This is a genomic window from Rhizorhabdus phycosphaerae (assembly GCF_011044255.1).
GTDB classification, from domain to species: domain Bacteria; phylum Pseudomonadota; class Alphaproteobacteria; order Sphingomonadales; family Sphingomonadaceae; genus Rhizorhabdus; species Rhizorhabdus phycosphaerae.
Genome location: NZ_CP049107.1, coordinates 2,987,161 through 3,003,147, shown reverse-complemented (window position 1 = coordinate 3,003,147; position 15,987 = coordinate 2,987,161). Strand labels below are relative to the sequence as shown.

16 protein-coding genes are annotated in these 15,987 nt (G+C 64.5%); 12 read left to right on the top strand and 4 right to left on the bottom strand.

The genetic code is table 11. From position 1 onward, the window contains the following. The first annotated feature begins 9 nt into the window (after window positions 1-9). On the top strand, window positions 10-837 hold the full coding sequence (locus G6P88_RS13915; RefSeq protein WP_165323702.1) for a hypothetical protein: 828 nt from the start codon (window positions 10-12) through the stop codon (window positions 835-837). Between the two features lie 134 nt (window positions 838-971). Next, window positions 972-3,215, top strand: a complete 2,244-nt coding sequence (locus G6P88_RS13910; RefSeq protein ID WP_165323701.1) for a TonB-dependent receptor — start codon at window positions 972-974, stop codon at window positions 3,213-3,215. Window positions 3,216-3,269: 54 nt separating this feature from the next. Here G6P88_RS13910 and G6P88_RS13905 read toward each other — a convergent pair whose 3' ends face one another. Further along, the gene (locus G6P88_RS13905; protein WP_165323700.1) at window positions 3,270-4,202 is read right to left on the bottom strand and encodes a 5'-methylthioadenosine/S-adenosylhomocysteine nucleosidase; all 933 of its coding nucleotides are present in this window, start codon (window positions 4,200-4,202) and stop codon (window positions 3,270-3,272) included. A 393-nt stretch (window positions 4,203-4,595) separates the two neighbouring features. Here G6P88_RS13905 and G6P88_RS13900 point away from each other — a divergent pair, with 393 nt between their 5' ends. The 9 genes from G6P88_RS13900 (at window position 4,596) to G6P88_RS13860 (ending at window position 11,738) form a co-directional block, all read left to right on the top strand. Continuing rightward, entirely contained in the window at window positions 4,596-5,903 is a 1,308-nt protein-coding gene (locus G6P88_RS13900) for a S41 family peptidase (RefSeq protein ID WP_226946841.1), read from the top strand. A gap of 84 nt (window positions 5,904-5,987) precedes the next feature. Beyond that, on the top strand, window positions 5,988-6,461 hold the full coding sequence (locus G6P88_RS13895) for a disulfide bond formation protein B (RefSeq protein WP_165323698.1): 474 nt from the start codon (window positions 5,988-5,990) through the stop codon (window positions 6,459-6,461). Continuing rightward, window positions 6,458-6,976 carry a demethoxyubiquinone hydroxylase family protein gene (locus G6P88_RS13890; protein WP_165323697.1) on the top strand — a complete coding sequence of 173 codons (519 nt, stop codon included), beginning with the start codon at window positions 6,458-6,460 and terminating at the stop codon, window positions 6,974-6,976. The genes G6P88_RS13895 and G6P88_RS13890 overlap by 4 nt, the downstream gene beginning before the upstream one ends. Before the next feature lie 30 nt (window positions 6,977-7,006). Further along, window positions 7,007-7,405, top strand: a complete 399-nt coding sequence (locus G6P88_RS13885) for a hypothetical protein (RefSeq protein WP_165323696.1) — start codon at window positions 7,007-7,009, stop codon at window positions 7,403-7,405. Window positions 7,406-7,504: 99 nt separating this feature from the next. Then, window positions 7,505-7,825, top strand: a complete 321-nt coding sequence (locus G6P88_RS13880) for a hypothetical protein (RefSeq protein WP_165323695.1) — start codon at window positions 7,505-7,507, stop codon at window positions 7,823-7,825. 187 nt (window positions 7,826-8,012) lie between these two features. Continuing rightward, window positions 8,013-9,212, top strand: coding sequence for an ADP-forming succinate--CoA ligase subunit beta (gene sucC, locus G6P88_RS13875; protein WP_165323694.1), 1,200 nt, complete (start codon window positions 8,013-8,015; stop codon window positions 9,210-9,212). A gap of 190 nt (window positions 9,213-9,402) precedes the next feature. Beyond that, a complete protein-coding gene (locus G6P88_RS13870; RefSeq protein ID WP_165323693.1) occupies window positions 9,403-10,152 on the top strand; it encodes an electron transfer flavoprotein subunit beta/FixA family protein in 750 nt (249 codons plus the stop codon). Beyond that, the gene (locus G6P88_RS13865) at window positions 10,149-11,078 is read left to right on the top strand and encodes an electron transfer flavoprotein subunit alpha/FixB family protein (protein WP_165323692.1); all 930 of its coding nucleotides are present in this window, start codon (window positions 10,149-10,151) and stop codon (window positions 11,076-11,078) included. The genes G6P88_RS13870 and G6P88_RS13865 overlap by 4 nt, the downstream gene beginning before the upstream one ends. Before the next feature lie 183 nt (window positions 11,079-11,261). Further along, window positions 11,262-11,738: a GAF domain-containing protein gene (locus tag G6P88_RS13860; protein ID WP_165323691.1), complete on the top strand. Its 477-nt coding sequence runs from the start codon at window positions 11,262-11,264 to the stop codon at window positions 11,736-11,738. A 4-nt stretch (window positions 11,739-11,742) separates the two neighbouring features. Here G6P88_RS13860 and G6P88_RS13855 read toward each other — a convergent pair whose 3' ends face one another. Beyond that, window positions 11,743-12,918, bottom strand: a complete 1,176-nt coding sequence (locus G6P88_RS13855; protein ID WP_165323690.1) for an FAD-dependent oxidoreductase — start codon at window positions 12,916-12,918, stop codon at window positions 11,743-11,745. A 104-nt stretch (window positions 12,919-13,022) separates the two neighbouring features. Between G6P88_RS13855 and G6P88_RS13850 the strand changes: the two genes are divergently transcribed. Beyond that, on the top strand, window positions 13,023-13,196 hold the full coding sequence (locus G6P88_RS13850) for a Thivi_2564 family membrane protein (protein WP_165323689.1): 174 nt from the start codon (window positions 13,023-13,025) through the stop codon (window positions 13,194-13,196). A 53-nt stretch (window positions 13,197-13,249) separates the two neighbouring features. Here the strand turns inward: G6P88_RS13850 and G6P88_RS13845 are convergent, their stop codons facing one another. Both G6P88_RS13845 and G6P88_RS13840 read right to left on the bottom strand, forming a co-directional pair. Further along, window positions 13,250-14,611 (bottom strand): UdgX family uracil-DNA binding protein, encoded by a 1,362-nt coding sequence (locus G6P88_RS13845; protein ID WP_165325198.1) that lies wholly within the window; start codon window positions 14,609-14,611, stop codon window positions 13,250-13,252. An 11-nt stretch (window positions 14,612-14,622) separates the two neighbouring features. Beyond that, window positions 14,623-15,861: a putative DNA modification/repair radical SAM protein gene (locus G6P88_RS13840; RefSeq protein ID WP_165323688.1), complete on the bottom strand. Its 1,239-nt coding sequence runs from the start codon at window positions 15,859-15,861 to the stop codon at window positions 14,623-14,625. Window positions 15,862-15,987 lie beyond the last annotated feature (126 nt).

Here is a 15,987-nt window from a genome sequence, read left to right as displayed (position 1 = left end):
GGTTCTGCCATGATCAAGTCGCTTGCCGGTGCCACCATCGTCGTGCCCGATCTCGACGCCGCCATCGCCGCCTATCGCGACTGGCTGGGCTACCAGCCGTCGCCGGTCGGATCCTTCGATGCCGCCGAGGCGGATGCGTGGAAAGCCCCGACGGCCGCCGGCGCGCGGATGTCCACGCTCAACCCCGAAAGTGGCGAGGCGCGTTTCCTGCGCCTTGTCGAAGGACGTCCCGACCCGGCCTTTCGGCCGATGGCAGCCTTGGGCTGGAATGCGGTCGAGATCATCGTGCAGGACGTGGAAGCGCTTGCGACAAGGCTGTCTCGTCCGGGCTCGCCTTTCGCCATCATCGGCGCGCCAGCGGTCCTGGATTTCGACTTCACCGACAAGATCAAGGCGATGCAGGTCGCGGGGCCGGGCGGTGAGGTCCTCTATCTGACCGAGGTGGCGGAACCGGTGCCGGGGTTCGACCTTCCCGAAGCGAAGAGTTTCGTTGGCCAGCCCTTCATCATGGTGATGGGATCGCGCGACATCGAGGCTGCGGCGCGTCCCTATGTCGAGCGGGGACGGGCGCTCAGCCCGATTTTCGAGGCGCGGATCGACGTCCTGTCCGAAGCCCACGGGATCGATTCGCTGCACCGGCACCGGCTGGCAACGGTCGCGTTCGACGAGGCGAGCCTGATCGAGATCGATGCCTTTCCGTCCACCGCGATCGATCGCCCCGCTTCCTCGATCGGGCTGCCGAGCGGGATCGCGATCGCACATTTTCACGGCACCGCCGCCGCCGGAGCGGAGCGATTTGTCGGTGGTGCGGGCGAATGGATCGAGTTGCGGCCCTGAACGCCGCCCTTGATCAGAATCAAAACAACAAAAAAGTGTAGGACTGCCGTAAAAGACTTTGACAGCTTGTAATCACAAAAGCGGCACGAGCCGCCATCCAATGGGAAACGCTCATGCGTCGTTTGGGAATGTGGTTGCATGCATCCGTCGCGGTCGCCTCGCTGGCCCTGACGGCCTCGCCCTCGATAGCCCAGCAGGCAGGCGCCGCCGATGATACGGCCGACGGCAGCACGCTCGGTGAGATCGTCGTCACGGCCCAGCGTCGTCAGCAGAGCCTGCAGGACGTGCCGATCGCGGTTTCGGCCTTCTCGGGCCAGGAACTGGCGGCAAAGCAGATCCGCACCACGATCGACATCCCCCGCATGGTCCCCAACATGGTCGGCGCGACCAATGTGGGTATCGGCTCGGCCAACAGCTATTTCATTCGCGGCCTCGGCAATACCGAGTCCATCGCAACCTTCGATCCGCCGGTAGGCACCTATGTCGACGACATCTATGTCAGCCGACAGAACGCCAACAACTTCGCCTTTTTCGACGTCGATCGGATCGAAGTGCTGCGTGGGCCGCAGGGCACGCTGTTCGGCCGCAACACCACGGGTGGCGCGATCAACGTCGTCCTCAAGAAGCCGGCGGACAGCTTCGGCGGCTATGTCGAGGCGGGCTATGGCGCCTATGACAAGTGGATCATACGCGGTTCGGTCGACGCACCGATCAGCGAAAAGGTGCTAACCAAGCTGTCAGGCTTCGCGACCGAGGCCGACGGCTATGTCAAGAACCTGACCACGGGCGAGAAGAACAACGGCACCAAGAGCTTCGGCCTGCGCGGCGCGGTGCGCCTGCTGCCGACCGATGCGGTGACCTGGGATCTGTCGGCCGACTATGTGCGCGACAACACACTCAACCTGCCGTCGGTCAAGGTCGGCGGCGACCTGTTCAACAACACCGGCCTCAGCACCAAGACCGCCGGGCTGGCCGGCCTCGTCGCCGGCCGCAAGGCGAACTTCCACCTCAAGAATGTGACGAAGAGCCTGTCCTTCGCGTCGAACGTCCAGATCGACCTGGGCGACGCGACGCTGGCGCTGATCACCGGCTATCGCGACCTGAAGCAGGATTATCTGTCCGACGTCTTCGACGGCAAATATTCGACGGGCGGCTTCGCTCTCGCCAATGCCGGCCGCTTCAAGCAATTCTCGCAGGAAGTGAAGATCAACGGCAAGATCGCCGAAGGTCTGCAGTACACCGCCGGCCTCTTCTACATTCACGAGGACAACCGCACCGACTTCGCCGACGTCTTCACGCTCGATCTCGGCACCGTCGGCCTGCCGCTGGTGCTGGCCGACCGCGTGCTGAAGAACAAGACCTCGGCGCCGGCGGCCTATCTCCAGTTCGACTGGAAGCCGGTCGACAGCCTCACCCTGACCGTCGGCGGGCGCTACACGACCGAGAAGAAGACGGTGGGCGTGACCGCCAATGCCAATCCGGCGCTTGCGGGCGTGCCCTATGGTTCGGCCGATATCGCCGCTGCCGGGGTCCCGCTGCGCAACCGGACGAAGGAGTTCACGCCGCGCTTCGCCGTCGAATACCGGCCGATGCAGGACGTGATGCTGTTCGCCTCGGCGACGCGCGGCTTCCGGTCGGGCGGCTGGAACGCCCGCTCGCTCTCGGCCGAGAATTTCCTGGAGTTCGGGCCGGAGAAGGTCTGGTCCTATGAAGGCGGTTTCCGCACCGAGCTGTTCGACCGCACGCTGCGTTTCAACACCACCGTCTTCTACACCGACGTGAAGGGCTTCCAGGTTCCGCTCGGCTTCGTCGACAGCACCGGCGCGATCAACTTCGTCACGCAGAACGGGTCGGACTTCCGCAATTACGGGCTCGAGTCCGAACTGGTGTGGGCACCGGTCAGGGGCCTGTCGCTGTTCGCCAATATCGGCCTGCAGCGCGCCAAATATCTGAACCCCGACCCCACGATCACCGCCCAGCAGGCTTCGTGCCGCGCCGGCGTCGCCGCCAGCTGCGGACAGGGCATCGTCGACCCCAACGGCAATCTGGCGCAGCCGCAGCGCACGCCGAAGTTCACCACCGCCTTCGGTGGCGCCTATGACCTGCCGATCGGCGACTTCTTCCTGACGCCGGCGGCCAACGCCTCCTATCAGTCGCGCAACACGGTCGGCACCGCCGGGGTACCGCTCGACTATGTCGATGGCGAATGGCTGGTCGGCGCGAGCCTGACCTTCAAGCCGCAGGACGGCCCCTGGAAGGCCTCGATCGAATGCGCCAACTGCTTCAACAACCTGTTCGTAGCCAGCAACTTCCCGCCGGGCTTCGCCTTCTACAACATGCCGCGGACCTGGCAGCTGACGGTCGGCTATAAGTTCTAAAAGGTCTCACCAGGAAGCGGGCGGCGGATCGAGGGATACGTCGCCCGTTTCGATTCAGTCCTTGAGCTCGGACATGAAGGCGCGGACCACGGTCGCGGCATTGGCCGAGGCTAGCCGGAAGAAGGTCCCCGCCTGATTATGTTCCGGGTCCGCCCCCGCCAGATCCGACAGCGAGCGGAAGGCGATGAAGGCAATCCCGTGCACATGCGCGACATGTGCCACCGCCGCGCTCTCCATGTCGGTCGCCTGCGCGCCGAACACGCGGTGCAGATAGGCGCGAAACTCGGCATTATCCATGAACACGGACGCGGAGACCCCCTTGCCGCCGACGAGGATGCGGGGCTGGACCGTAAGACATAGAGCCTCGACGCAGCGCTCCAGACGGACCTTGCCGGCAGCCTTGCGGGCGGCGGCGAGAAGAGCCGGGTCGACCTCGAACCAGAGCTTCGGCTCTATGGCGCCTCCCTCCGCCGTCTGAACCAGAGCGGCGCGCGGGAAAATCATCTGCCAATTTTCGAGGGGGACCCGGCCCTCCATGTCCGTCGGCAGGGCATAGCCACCCCGTTCATCGGCGCGTGCGAACACCGATTCCAGATAATTGGCCCAGGCGTCGGGGACGACCACGTCGCCGACGTCGAGCGCGGGATCGAGCCCGCCCGCTATCCCCGAAAAGACGATCCGCCGGACCGGAAAATGATCGAGCGCGAGCTGCGTCGTCATCGCTGCGTTGACCATGCTCATACCCGACAGGAACAACAGCACGGGGCGTCCGTCCAGCCGGCCCTCGACGAAGCGAACGCCGCCGATCCGGCTTTCGCGGCGGTCGGACAGCTGACCCTCGAGCAGTTCCATTTCGGGCGCGAAGGCGGAGATGATCGCGGTCACCGGCGGACGGGCGCTTGCCGCTTTCGCCACGGGCGGCGGTGCAGCCAAAGCGGCGGTCGGGGCAAAAGCGAGGGCGGCGAGCAGCGGAAGAATAAGGCGCATGCCGGCACCAGACCATGTCCGGGGGTCAGGCCGCAAGCCCCGCCTCCCGTGCAACCGCCGCCATTCCTCGTCAGAGTAGAGATGTGACCGGCATAGCCAGCACAGGGGAATTCGCGGCCCCAGGCCATGGGCGCCGGCGCGGAGACCCGCCTACCCCTCCACCATTCGGCAGATCGTCGAGGGGTGGAGCAAAGCACGAAGGGGAAGCCCTCCGGTCATTGACCGATAAGCATTTGCCAACCATGTTCATGCCATGGCCATGTCGACGGCCCCACCTTCGCGGGCTGGCCATTTAACTACAGGCAAATTGCCTGTACGGTGCGACGTTTCCCGGGAGCGGGCTGAAAGATGACGAAGACCCTGTTGCGTTCGGTTGGATTGTTCGGCGCCGGCATGATCGTTGCCACCATTGCCCCTGCCATCGGGGCGGTGGACGTAAGCACCTACAAGGAGCTCGACCAGTTCATGAGCGTGTTCGAGCGGGTCCGCTCGGACTATGTCGAGAAGGTCGATGACCGCACCCTGATCAAGGGTGCGATCGACGGCATGCTCGCAAGCCTCGATCCCCACAGCTCCTATCTCGATGCGCGCGACCGGCAGAATATGCGGACGCAGACGCAGGGCGCCTACGGCGGCCTTGGCCTCTCGGTCACGATGGAGGACGGCGCGGTCAAGATCATGACGGCGCAGGAAGACACGCCGGCCGGCCGCGCGGGCCTGAAGACCGGCGACTACATCACCCATATCGACAGCAAGCTGCTTTACGGCGGAACGCTGGACGAAGCGGTCGATCAGATGCGCGGCAAGCCGGGCTCGAAGATCCTGCTGACGATCGTCCGTCCCGGCCGCGAAAAGCCTTTCGATATCAGCCTCACCCGCGAGCTCATCCAGATGAAGCCCGTGAAATGGGAGGTGAAGGACCAGGTCGGCGTCATCAACATCAACACCTTCGTCAATGCCAACACCGGCGATTCGGTGCGGGCGGCGATCGCCGGCATCCAGAAATCGCTGGGCCATGACCCGCTGGGCTATGTGATCGACCTGCGCTCCAATCCGGGCGGCCTGCTCGACCAGGCGATCGACGTCGCCGACATCTTCCTCGACCGGGGCGAGATCGTGTCGCAGCGCGGGCGGGAGAAGAACGACATCGAGCGTCGTTATGCCACCGCCTCTCCCCCCGACCTCGCCCATGGCCTGCCGATTATCGTGCTGGTCGACGCCGGCTCGGCCTCGGCGGCGGAGATCGTCGCCGGCGCGCTGCAGGACCAGAAGCGGGCGCTGGTGATGGGCGAGAAGACCTTCGGCAAGGGCTCGGTGCAGACCGTGATCGACCTGTCCGACGAGACCGCTCTCAAGCTCACCACCGCACGCTACTACACGCCTTCGGGCCGCTCGGTGCAGGAGGGCGGCATCAAGCCCGACCTCCGCGTGCCGCAGCTCAGCGATGCAGACTATAAGGATCGCCCGAGGCTTCGCGAGTCCGACCTGCGTCGCCACCTCATCAACGAGGCCAAGGTCGACGACAAGGTGCTGGAGGACGACGGCAAGCCCGACCCCCGCTTCCAGCTGACTGCGGCCGAGCTGAAGAAGCAGGGTGTCGAAGACTTCCAGCTCGATTATGCGGTCAAGACGATCGCCCGCATGTCGCAGCCGCCGCTGCGTACCGCGCTGGGCGCCGCAAAGAAGACCGGCGCTCGCTGAACCGGGCCATGACGGGGCCTTCCTCGTCGCCCGGCCTCTTCGGCCGGGCTGGTCCGGCCGGGTATATGTGCTAAGGCCGCCCTCATGACACGCTTCGCTCAGGCGCGGCTTGCCGCGCTCCTCCTGCCCTCCGCGCTGATGACCGGCGCACTGGGATCGCAATATATCGGCGGCCTTTTCCCGTGCGAGATGTGCCACTGGCAGCGCTGGCCGCACGAGATCGCCATTGCCGCCGCGCTTTTCGCCTTTCCGCTGGGCGACAAGCCGGCCGGTCGCGCCGCCTTGTGGCTGGCGATCCTGGGGATTCTGGCCAGCGGCCTGATCGGGGTCTTCCACGCCGGCGTCGAGTATAAATGGTGGGAAGGGATCACCCGCTGCTCCGCCCCCATCGCCGGCGGCTCGCCCGACGACCTGATGGCGCAGATCATGGCCACACCGATGATTCAGTGCGACGTGCCCCAATGGACGCTGTTCGGCATTTCGCTCGCCGGATACAATGCGCTGATATCGACTTTGGGCGCGATCGGAATCCTCCTGATGTGGAAGCGCAAGCCATGACCAGCGACAGCCGCCGTGCGGCAATGCTCCGCGTCGACCAGGCCGGTGAGTTCGGCGCCACCCGCATCTATGCCGGCCAGCTGGCTGTGATGGGCCAGCGCAGCCCAGAGGCGCGCGCCATCGCCCGCATGGCGCACCAGGAAGCCCGCCATCGCGTCATCTTCGACAGAATGATTTCCGAACGCGGGGTCCGTCCCACTGCGTTGCGGCCGCTATGGGACATCGCCGGTTTTGCGCTTGGCGCGGCAACCGCACTGATCGGCCCCAAGGCCGCGATGGCGTGTACCGCCGCGATCGAAACCGAGATCGATCGCCATTATGGCGAACAGCTCGATCAGTTGGGCGACGAGGATCCCGAACTCGCCGAGACCATTCGCGACTTTCGCGCAGAAGAGGTCGAGCATCGCGATACGGCCCTCGCGGCCGGCGCGGAACAGGCTCCGGCCTATCCGCTGCTGTCGGGCGCAATTCGGCTCGGCTGTCGCATTGCCATCGGACTTTCCCGGCACATATAAAGACTTGACCACAGAACAGGACCCGCGCCGATGATCAGGAACCGCATCTTCACCCCGGCGCTGGCAATCCTTGCCACGGCAATGGCGGCACTGCCCGCTGTCGCCCCGGTCCAGGCTCAGCGGGCGCAGCGCGTGCTGACGATCTTCGGAACCGATCCCTGCCCGACCAGCAATGGCGACGAGATCGTCGTGTGCCAGCGCATGCCCGAATCCGAGCGCTATCGCATCCCGGAGCAGCTACGCCGGACCGAACCGAAGAACGACAATTGGGGCGATCGTGCGTCGAGCCTCGAATATGTCGGGCGCAGCGGCACGCAGAGCTGCTCGACCAGCGGGGTCGGCGGAGCCTCGGGCTGTTTCCGCGAGCTGGCCCGCAAGGCCTGCGACGAGGACAAGGCCGACGGCAAGAAATGCGGGATCAAATTCTGATCCCACCCTGGCGAGGCTGACCGTTCCGCTCGTTCATTGCGGATCAATCGGGCTTTTGGCAGATGGCTCGGCATGATGCCGCCATCCGGAAAACGATCGATGAACCGTCTCGCCCTGCTCCCCGCCCTTGCCGCGATGATGCTCGCCGGCTGCGCCTCGGTCTCGCCCGAAGCAAAGGTCCGGACCAAGCTGATAGACGCGGGCATCCGCCCGCCGGTCGCCTCCTGCATGGCAGAACGCATGGTCGACCGGCTGTCGCTGGTGCAGCTGCGCCGTTTGCAATCATTGGGCGGCCTCGGCAATCGCGACGTCCGCGAGATGAGCGTGGATGAGCTGGTGCGGCGCCTGCGCGCATTGCAGGACCCGGAGATCGTGTCGGTCGTTCTCAAGGCCGGGATCGGCTGCTCGATCGCCAGCTGAGACACTGCGGCGACCGGCCGGACGCGACGACCCGATCGGACACTGTCCTTCCGCACAGCTTACCCGCAGAACAAAGTTTGCCTATCCCCGCCGCATCGTTTGATTTGGTGCGGATGGGGTTTTCAAGGCGCATCTTTCATGCTTTAGCGCCTGCAAATCCGTTGGACTCTGAAGGACAGGCTCGCCCATGAACATCCATGAATATCAGGCCAAGGAGCTGCTGGCGAAGTTCGGTGCGGCTGTGCCCGCCGGCCATGCGGCACTGACCGTCGACGAAGCCGTCGAGGCGGCCAAGAAGCTTCCCGGGCCGATCTGGGTGGTCAAGGCACAGATCCACGCCGGTGGCCGCGGCAAGGGCAAGTTCAAGGAATTGCCGGCCGATGCCAAGGGCGGCGTGCGCCTGTCCAAGTCGATCGAGGAAGTCCGCGCCAATGCGCAGGAGATGCTCGGCAACACCCTGGTCACCATCCAGACGGGCGAAGCCGGCAAGCAGGTCAACCGCCTCTATGTGACCGACGGCGCCGACATCAAATCCGAATATTATCTGTCGATGCTGGTCGACCGGAAGACCGGCCGCATCGCGATGATCGTGTCGACCGAAGGCGGCATGGACATCGAGCAGGTCGCTCATGACACGCCCGAGAAGATCCGTACCATCGTGATCGATCCGGCCGAGGGCTTCCAGCCGCACCACGGACGCGCCGTGGCCTTCGCGCTGAAGCTGAAGGGCGACCTGAACAAGCAGGCCGTCAAGCTGGCCGAGCAGCTCTACAACGCGTTCATCGCGACCGACATGTCGATGCTCGAGGTCAATCCGCTGGTCGAGACCACCGACGGCAAGCTGCTCGTCCTCGATGCCAAGGTCAGCTTCGACTCGAACGCGCTCTATCGCCATCCCGACGTTCTCGCGCTGCGCGACGAGACCGAAGAGGATCCGGCCGAGATCGAGGCGTCGAAGTACGACCTCGCCTATATCAAGCTCGATGGCGACATCGGCTGCATGGTCAACGGCGCAGGCCTGGCCATGGCAACGATGGACATCATCAAGCTGAACGGGATGTTCCCGGCCAACTTCCTCGACGTCGGCGGCGGCGCCACGAAGGAGAAGGTCACCGCAGCGTTCAAGATCATCCTGAGCGACCCGGCGGTGAAGGGCATCCTCGTCAACATCTTCGGCGGGATCATGCGCTGCGACATCATCGCAGAAGGCATCATCGCGGCGGCGAAGGAAGTGAACCTCTCGGTTCCGCTGGTCGTCCGCCTCGAGGGCACCAACGTTCAGCAGGGCAAGGACCTGCTGGCCGGTTCGGGTCTGCCGATCGTGGCGGCCGACGACCTGGGCGACGCCGCTCGCAAGATCGTCGCGGAAGTGAAGAAGGCGGCCTGATCCGCCGGGTCCGGGCGCAGTCGATCCGATTTGCAAAACGGTATTTCGCAGTTTTGCAAATTCACATTTGATTTGACTGCCCCGAACCGCAATGGCGATCGGCTATGGCGCCGGATCCGCTGGATCCGGCCCGCCGACAGCAAGGGATTCGGCCTCCCCAGGGCAAGTGCCAAGGCCAAGGAGTGAAGCTATGAAAGTCCTCGTGCCCGTTAAGCGGGTCATCGATTACAACGTGAAGCCTCGCGTCAAGATGGACGGCACCGGCGTCGACCTGGCCAACGTCAAGATGTCGATGAACCCCTTCGACGAAATCGCCGTCGAAGAAGCCATCCGTCTGAAGGAAAAAGGCATTGCGACGGAGATCGTCGCCGTGTCGATCGGCGAACCGAAGGCCCAGGAAACGCTGCGCACGGCGCTGGCGATGGGCGCCGATCGTGCGATCCTGATCGTCAGCGAGACCGAGGTCGAACCGCTCGGCGTCGCCAAGCTGCTCGCCAAGATCGTCGAGGAAGAGGCCCCCGGCCTCGTCATCCTCGGCAAGCAGGCGATCGACGACGATTCGAACCAGACGGGTCAGATGCTCGCCGCGCTCACCGGCCGGCCGCAGGGCACCTTCGCTTCGAAGGTCGAAGTCGAGGGCGACAGCGTCAAGGTTACCCGCGAAGTCGATGGCGGCCTCGAGACGGTCAGCCTGAAGACCCCCGCGATCGTGACCACCGACCTGCGCCTCAACGAGCCGCGCTATGCTTCGCTGCCGAACATCATGAAGGCGAAGTCCAAGCCGCTCGCACAGAAGACCCCGGCGGATTACGGCGTGGACGTTACCCCGCGCCTCAAGACGCTCAAGGTTTCCGAGCCGCCGAAGCGTTCGGCCGGCATCAAGGTGGCCGACGTCGATGAACTGGCGGCCAAGCTCAAGGCTCTGGGAGTTGCGGCATGAAGACGCTCGTTTGGGTCGAACATGATGGCGGCGCCGTCAAGGACGCCACCCTGTCGGCGGTGACCGCCGCCTCGAAGCTCGGTGAAGTCCACCTGCTCGTCGCCGGCGAAGGCGTCGGCACGGTGGCCGAAGCGGCCGCGAAGATCGCCGGTGTGGGCAAGGTCCATGTCGCCGACGGCGCGGCCTACGCCAATGCACTGGCCGAGAATGTCGCGCCGCTCGTCGTCGAGCTGATGGGGCATCATGATGCCTTCGTCGCGCCCGCGACCGCCAACGGCAAGAATATCGCGCCGCGCGTCGCAGCACTGCTCGACGTGATGCAGATCTCCGAGATCCTGTCGGTGGAAAGCGCCGACACCTTCACCCGCCCGACCTATGCCGGCAACGCGATCGCGACCGTGCAGTCGTCGGACGCGAAGAAGGTGATCACGGTCCGCGCGACCTCGTTCGAGAAGGCCGCCCGCGAGGGTGGTTCGGGTGCGGTCGAAGCCGTTTCCGGTGCAGGCGACGCGGGTCTCTCGAGCTTCGTCGGCGCCGAGATCAGCAAGTCCGAGCGTCCCGAGCTCACCTCGGCGAAGATCATCGTATCCGGCGGTCGCGCGCTGCAGAACAGTGAGAACTTCCACGCGATCATCGAGCCACTGGCCGACAAGCTCGGCGCTGCCGTCGGCGCGTCGCGCGCCGCGGTCGACGCCGGCTATGTGCCGAACGACTATCAGGTCGGCCAGACCGGCAAGATCGTCGCCCCGGAAGTCTATATCGCGGTCGGCATCTCGGGTGCGATTCAGCATCTCGCCGGCATGAAGGACTCGAAGACGATCATCGCGATCAACAAGGACGAGGAAGCGCCGATCTTCCAGGTGGCCGATGTCGGCCTGGTCGGCGATCTGTTCAAGGTCGTGCCGGAGCTTACCGGCAAGCTCTGAGCCCGATCGAACACAAAGAATTGGGGGACGGAGATCGCTGATTTCCGTCCCCTTTTTCGTGGAATATTCCGGCCAATCCCATTTTGGGAACCGTCTTCCTAAAACATGCGCCTGCTCGATTGCCGTAACGGAAGGCAGCGCCTACATTCCCGAACTTCGGTGCCAGCCGAGGGAGGGCCCGTCGTGACCAGTAGCTTGCAAAAGGATCTCGTCGCAATCCGCTCGATCGAGGCCGTTCCATCGATACTCGAACTGGCCCTAACCCGCAGCAGCATGCGCTTCGTCGCCATAGCACGGGTAACCCCCGACCGCTGGATGGCCTGCGCTCTGCTGAACAGGATCGGCATTGATCTGAATGCGGGCGACGAACTGGACCTGAAGACGACCATTTGCGACGAGGTACGCGGCCATGGCCAGGCGGTCATCATCGACGATGTCGCAGCGGATCCCCTGTACCGCGATCATCCCACACCCCGCCTCTATGGTTTCCGCAGCTATATCTCGGCGCCGATCCAACTGGCCGACGGTGAAATCTTCGGCACGCTCTTCGCCGTCGACGTGGCGCCGGCGCGGCTATCCAACAGCAATGCCCTGCTAAGCTTCGACCTGCTCGCGAAACTGGTCGCGCTCGAACTGGGCCGGATCGGTTGGAAGAATTGAGTCTTCAGCGCCGCGTGCCGTCGAAAAGCTCGGCGATACGCCGCACCGATGCCTCGGCTGCGGCACGATCCGGGCGCTCGTCAGCATCATCGAAGCCGAAACGGTCGTCCGGGCCAAGGTCCTGGATAACGATGCCGTCGGATCGACCAACTACGCTGACATTGCTGTAGAACAGGCCATAGTCGACCCCCGGCTGGGGCAACAGCCAGGCGATCTGACCACGCACAGGATGCACCGTCTCGTCGCGGAAGAGCGCGCGTGCGCCATAGCCGGTGCAGTTGATCACCACCTTCTCGCGCAGGCGACCAATGTCCGATGGCTGTTCGAAGGTCATCGTCTCGATACGGCCACCGGCAGCGAGAAAATCCTGCATCAGCAAATGGGCGAGGCTGGCGATGTTGAAGGTCATCTGGCTGTTGCGCAGCGCATAGCGCGTGGCGAAGGGATGCGTGCCCGGTCCGAAGACTTGCGATCGGGGGCTGATATCCCCGATCAGGTCGGAGAAATGCGCAAAGCCAGCAACGTCGTGCGCGCGCAGCTCGGCACGCATCTCATCGGGCGCCAGATCGGACAAGGTATAGCGATCGCTCCAGGCGACCGGATGCGCCGGAAGGCCGACATAGCTCTGCCACCGGGCGAAGCTGGAATGCGCCATGCCGCTCCAGAGGGTCGCGAACTCGGATCCCACGGCGTCGGCCATCGCCACGCGGGAGTCGGGGGTCCAGCTGCCAGTGGCACGTGCAGAAGGCACATCGGGGAAACGATCCCGGGTATAGATGGTAACCCGCGCTCCGGCGCGCTGCGCGGTGATGGCGCTGGTGAGCCCGATCGCGCCGGCCCCCATGATAGCGATGTCCCGCGGGCTCGTGGCCATCGCCCTGCGGACCGCGATTTCGGCCGAGCCCCAGCTGAGCGACCAGCCGCTGCCGCCATGCCCGTAATTGTGGACGACCAGCTTCCGACCCACCTTTTCGACATCCAGCCGCGGCCCTTGCGCCCGAAAGGGGCGCAGACAGACGGTTATCCGAAAAATCCGATCGACCAGGGCGCGGATCGGCGTGATCGGGCCGATCGGATCGAACATCGGAGACGGCATCTGGGCGGCCAGCCGCCCGAGGTCCGGCAGCGCGCCACCGGCCATAGCCGCCAAACTGCTGCCCAGAAAATGGCGTCTATGCATCGATCCCCCGTAGAAAGTTAACCTGCTTATCAAGCGCGTGGGGAACATTCACCGCCATTCCGGGTTCGTAGCGATAGAATCACACAAATCGAGGTTGGATCGCCATGCTAATCAACGTAATCGTCGTCTTGATCATTGTCGGCGTGCTGTTGTGGCTGATCAACAACTACGTCCCGATGGATGCCAAGATCAAAAGCATTCTGAACGTCGTGGTCGTGATCATTGTCATTCTCTGGCTGCTGCGTGCCTTTGGCCTTCTGTCCGGCCTCGGAATCTGACGCTAGGGGGCCCTCGCCTGTCCACAGCAGCGCGAGGGCCTTCGCCCTTATGTTCAGGGCGATGTCGCCGATCTGAGGTCGTCGACAAAGCGCGCATAGTCCTGCTCCGCCTGCGCCTTGTCGGGCAGCCGCAGCAAATAACTCGGATGGATTGTCGCCAGCGCTACGACGCCACCGCCAAGCTCGATAGGGCTCTCCCGCACCGAAGCGAGCGAACTGGCCTTGCCGGTCACCGCGTGTATCGCCGTCGTTCCCAACAGGATGATCCGGCGCGGTGAGACGATCGCGCGCTCCTGATCCAGCCACCAGCGACAGGCCTTGATCTCCCCGGCATTGGGTCGGGCATGGATCCTGCGCTTCCCGCGCGGCTCGAACTTGAAATGTTTCACCGCATTGGTGACGTATAATCTCGACCGATCGATTCCTGCCTCATCCAGAGCTCGATTGAACAGCTGGCCGGCAGGCCCCACAAAGGGGCGCCCCGCCACATCCTCCTGATCACCCGGCTGCTCGCCCACCACCATGATGTCGGCATCGACCGGCCCCTCACCGAACACCGTCTGCGTCGCGCATCGATGCAGGTCGCATCGCGTGCAATGGGAAGCCTCCTCGCGCAGCGCCTGCCATGCAACGTCTGCATTGCCTCGCGGCGTGACCTGCTCGACCATTCGGGTTTCGCGCGCACGGGCGCCCGCGATAAGCTCCGGGATCAACGCGGTCTCCGGCATATTCGCCCAGTATTTTCGCGGCATCTCCTTGAGCATCGCTCCGACCTTCAGCCGGGCGGGGTTGAAGATCGACGCATAATAGCCCTTCCACAGCGCTTCGACGGGGTCGCCGTCGGGCGCGTCGGCGCGGATGGCGCCGGGCCCTTCGGCAAGACTGCTGCCATCCCAATGGATAGAGAGATCCGGCGTGAGGATCGACCAGCGCATCGTCGAGAAGCGTCGAACGAAGAAGCCCGCATTGACGCGGACGATGTGATGGTCGGGCTCGAACCAGGCGACAAAGCGCTCGCCGAGTTCTCGGAACCGGACAAAGGCGCGCATCTTGTGGATATCGCGGCGCACCTCCTTGGCGAGCAGGTCGAGGCGCCGCCGGAGCGGGTCGGCCTCATCCGCCAGCGCCCCGGGCTGTTCGAGCAAGCGCAGCAACATTCTGTAGAGCAGCGAAAAGCGTTCGGGATCGCGGTGCGGCACGACATCGTCGACAAGCCTCAGGAAATGCCGCGATATAGCGAAGGCCCCCGGACTGGCGGGTGGCAGGGGCGACGATGACGCGCCGAACAGGTCCTGCCCTGCCCCCTCGACGTCCCACAGCAGGTCGCTCGCAGCAATATTCGCCAGCGCAGCCTGCCGGGCGGCATCACGCCAGGCAGCGACATCGTCGGGACGGGGAAGAAGAATGCGATACATGGGTTGCGGGATCACGCGCCGAACAATTCCAGCTGCTCGGTCACCCGCGCGCGCAGGTCTATCCGGTCGATCAGCGCAGTCGGCCGCCAGTCGGTGGTGACGATGAACGGCCGCAACTTGGTGATCGATCGCGACAGCCGCCCGATATCGGCAAGCGACAGCTTGCGCCATCGGCGCGAGGCGATCACCGCATCGACCGCCTTCACACCGAGGCCCGGCACGCGCAGCAGCAGTTCGCGCGGCGCACGATTGACGTCGACCGGGAACTGCTCGCGCGCCTTGAGCGCCCAGGCGAGCTTGGGATCGATGTCGAGCGGCAACATGCCCTGCTCGTCGGTCGCCTGCGCGACCTCGCCCGGGCGATAGCCATAGAATCGCATCAGCCAGTCCGACTGGTAGAGCCGATGCTCGCGCAGCAGCGGCGGACGCTTCAGCGGAAGCACAGCGGATGCATCGGGAATCGGGCTGAAAGCCGAATAATAGACGCGGCGCAGCGCAAAGCGATCGTAAAGGCCGCTGGCGGTGTGGACGATGTCGCGATCGTTCGCCGCGTCGGCGCCGACGATCATCTGGGTCGACTGCCCCGCAGGCGCGAATTTCGGAGCCGATGGGTAGCGGCGCGACGCATCCTTGCCGTCTTCGATCGCGGTCTTCATGCCAGCCATGGCGCCCTGGATCCGCGAGGCGGACTTTTCCGGGGCCAGTCGCTCGAGGCCCGCCGCCGTCGGCAGTTCGACGTTGATGGAGATGCGATCGGCATGGCGGCCGGCAGCCTCGATCAGGCCCGGGTCGGCGTCGGGAATCGTCTTGAGGTGGATATAGCCTCGGAAGTGATGATCCTCGCGCAGGCTGCGCGCAACCTCGACGAGCTGCTCCATCGTATAGTCCGAGGACCGGATGATGCCGGAGGAGAGGAACAGCCCTTCGATATAGTTGCGGCGGTAGAAGGCCAAAGTGAGGTCGACGACCTCCCGCGCCGTGAAACGGGCGCGCCGGACGTTCGAGCTCTTGCGGTTGATGCAATAATGGCAGTCGAAGATGCAGCTGTTGGTCAGCAATATCTTGAGCAGCGAGATACAGCGGCCGTCGGGCGCATAGGCGTGGCAGATGCCCATGCCTTCGGTCGAGCCTATGCCCTTGGTCGCCCCCCGTGAATCGCGCTTGCTCGTTCCCGACGAGGCGCACGACGCGTCATATTTCGCCGCGTCGGCGAGGATTTCGAGTTTTTGACGAACGTCCAGCTGGGCCATTCGTTCTTTATATGTTCTTCACCCTCCGGCGTCCAGCCTGCCCATGGGGGAAGACTGGACGCTTCAAGAGTCGAGCGGCCGGGGGATCGATACACGGCCAACAGCCAGTTCCCCCAAGGCAGCGGA

Coding starts and splice junctions, on each gene's coding strand:
- G6P88_RS13900 (WP_226946841.1), top strand. CDS start 4,596: ATGATCGTTGCCACCATTGCCCCTGCCATCGGGGCGGTGGACGTAAGC.
- G6P88_RS13885 (WP_165323696.1), top strand. CDS start 7,007: ATGATCAGGAACCGCATCTTCACCCCGGCGCTGGCAATCCTTGCCACG.
- G6P88_RS13840 (WP_165323688.1), bottom strand. CDS start 15,861: ATGGCCCAGCTGGACGTTCGTCAAAAACTCGAAATCCTCGCCGACGCG.
- G6P88_RS13915 (WP_165323702.1), top strand. CDS start 10: ATGATCAAGTCGCTTGCCGGTGCCACCATCGTCGTGCCCGATCTCGAC.
- sucC (WP_165323694.1), top strand. CDS start 8,013: ATGAACATCCATGAATATCAGGCCAAGGAGCTGCTGGCGAAGTTCGGT.
- G6P88_RS13880 (WP_165323695.1), top strand. CDS start 7,505: ATGAACCGTCTCGCCCTGCTCCCCGCCCTTGCCGCGATGATGCTCGCC.
- G6P88_RS13865 (WP_165323692.1), top strand. CDS start 10,149: ATGAAGACGCTCGTTTGGGTCGAACATGATGGCGGCGCCGTCAAGGAC.
- G6P88_RS13855 (WP_165323690.1), bottom strand. CDS start 12,918: ATGCATAGACGCCATTTTCTGGGCAGCAGTTTGGCGGCTATGGCCGGT.
- G6P88_RS13850 (WP_165323689.1), top strand. CDS start 13,023: ATGCTAATCAACGTAATCGTCGTCTTGATCATTGTCGGCGTGCTGTTG.
- G6P88_RS13905 (WP_165323700.1), bottom strand. CDS start 4,202: ATGCGCCTTATTCTTCCGCTGCTCGCCGCCCTCGCTTTTGCCCCGACC.
- G6P88_RS13845 (WP_165325198.1), bottom strand. CDS start 14,611: ATGTATCGCATTCTTCTTCCCCGTCCCGACGATGTCGCTGCCTGGCGT.
- G6P88_RS13870 (WP_165323693.1), top strand. CDS start 9,403: ATGAAAGTCCTCGTGCCCGTTAAGCGGGTCATCGATTACAACGTGAAG.
- G6P88_RS13895 (WP_165323698.1), top strand. CDS start 5,988: ATGACACGCTTCGCTCAGGCGCGGCTTGCCGCGCTCCTCCTGCCCTCC.
- G6P88_RS13890 (WP_165323697.1), top strand. CDS start 6,458: ATGACCAGCGACAGCCGCCGTGCGGCAATGCTCCGCGTCGACCAGGCC.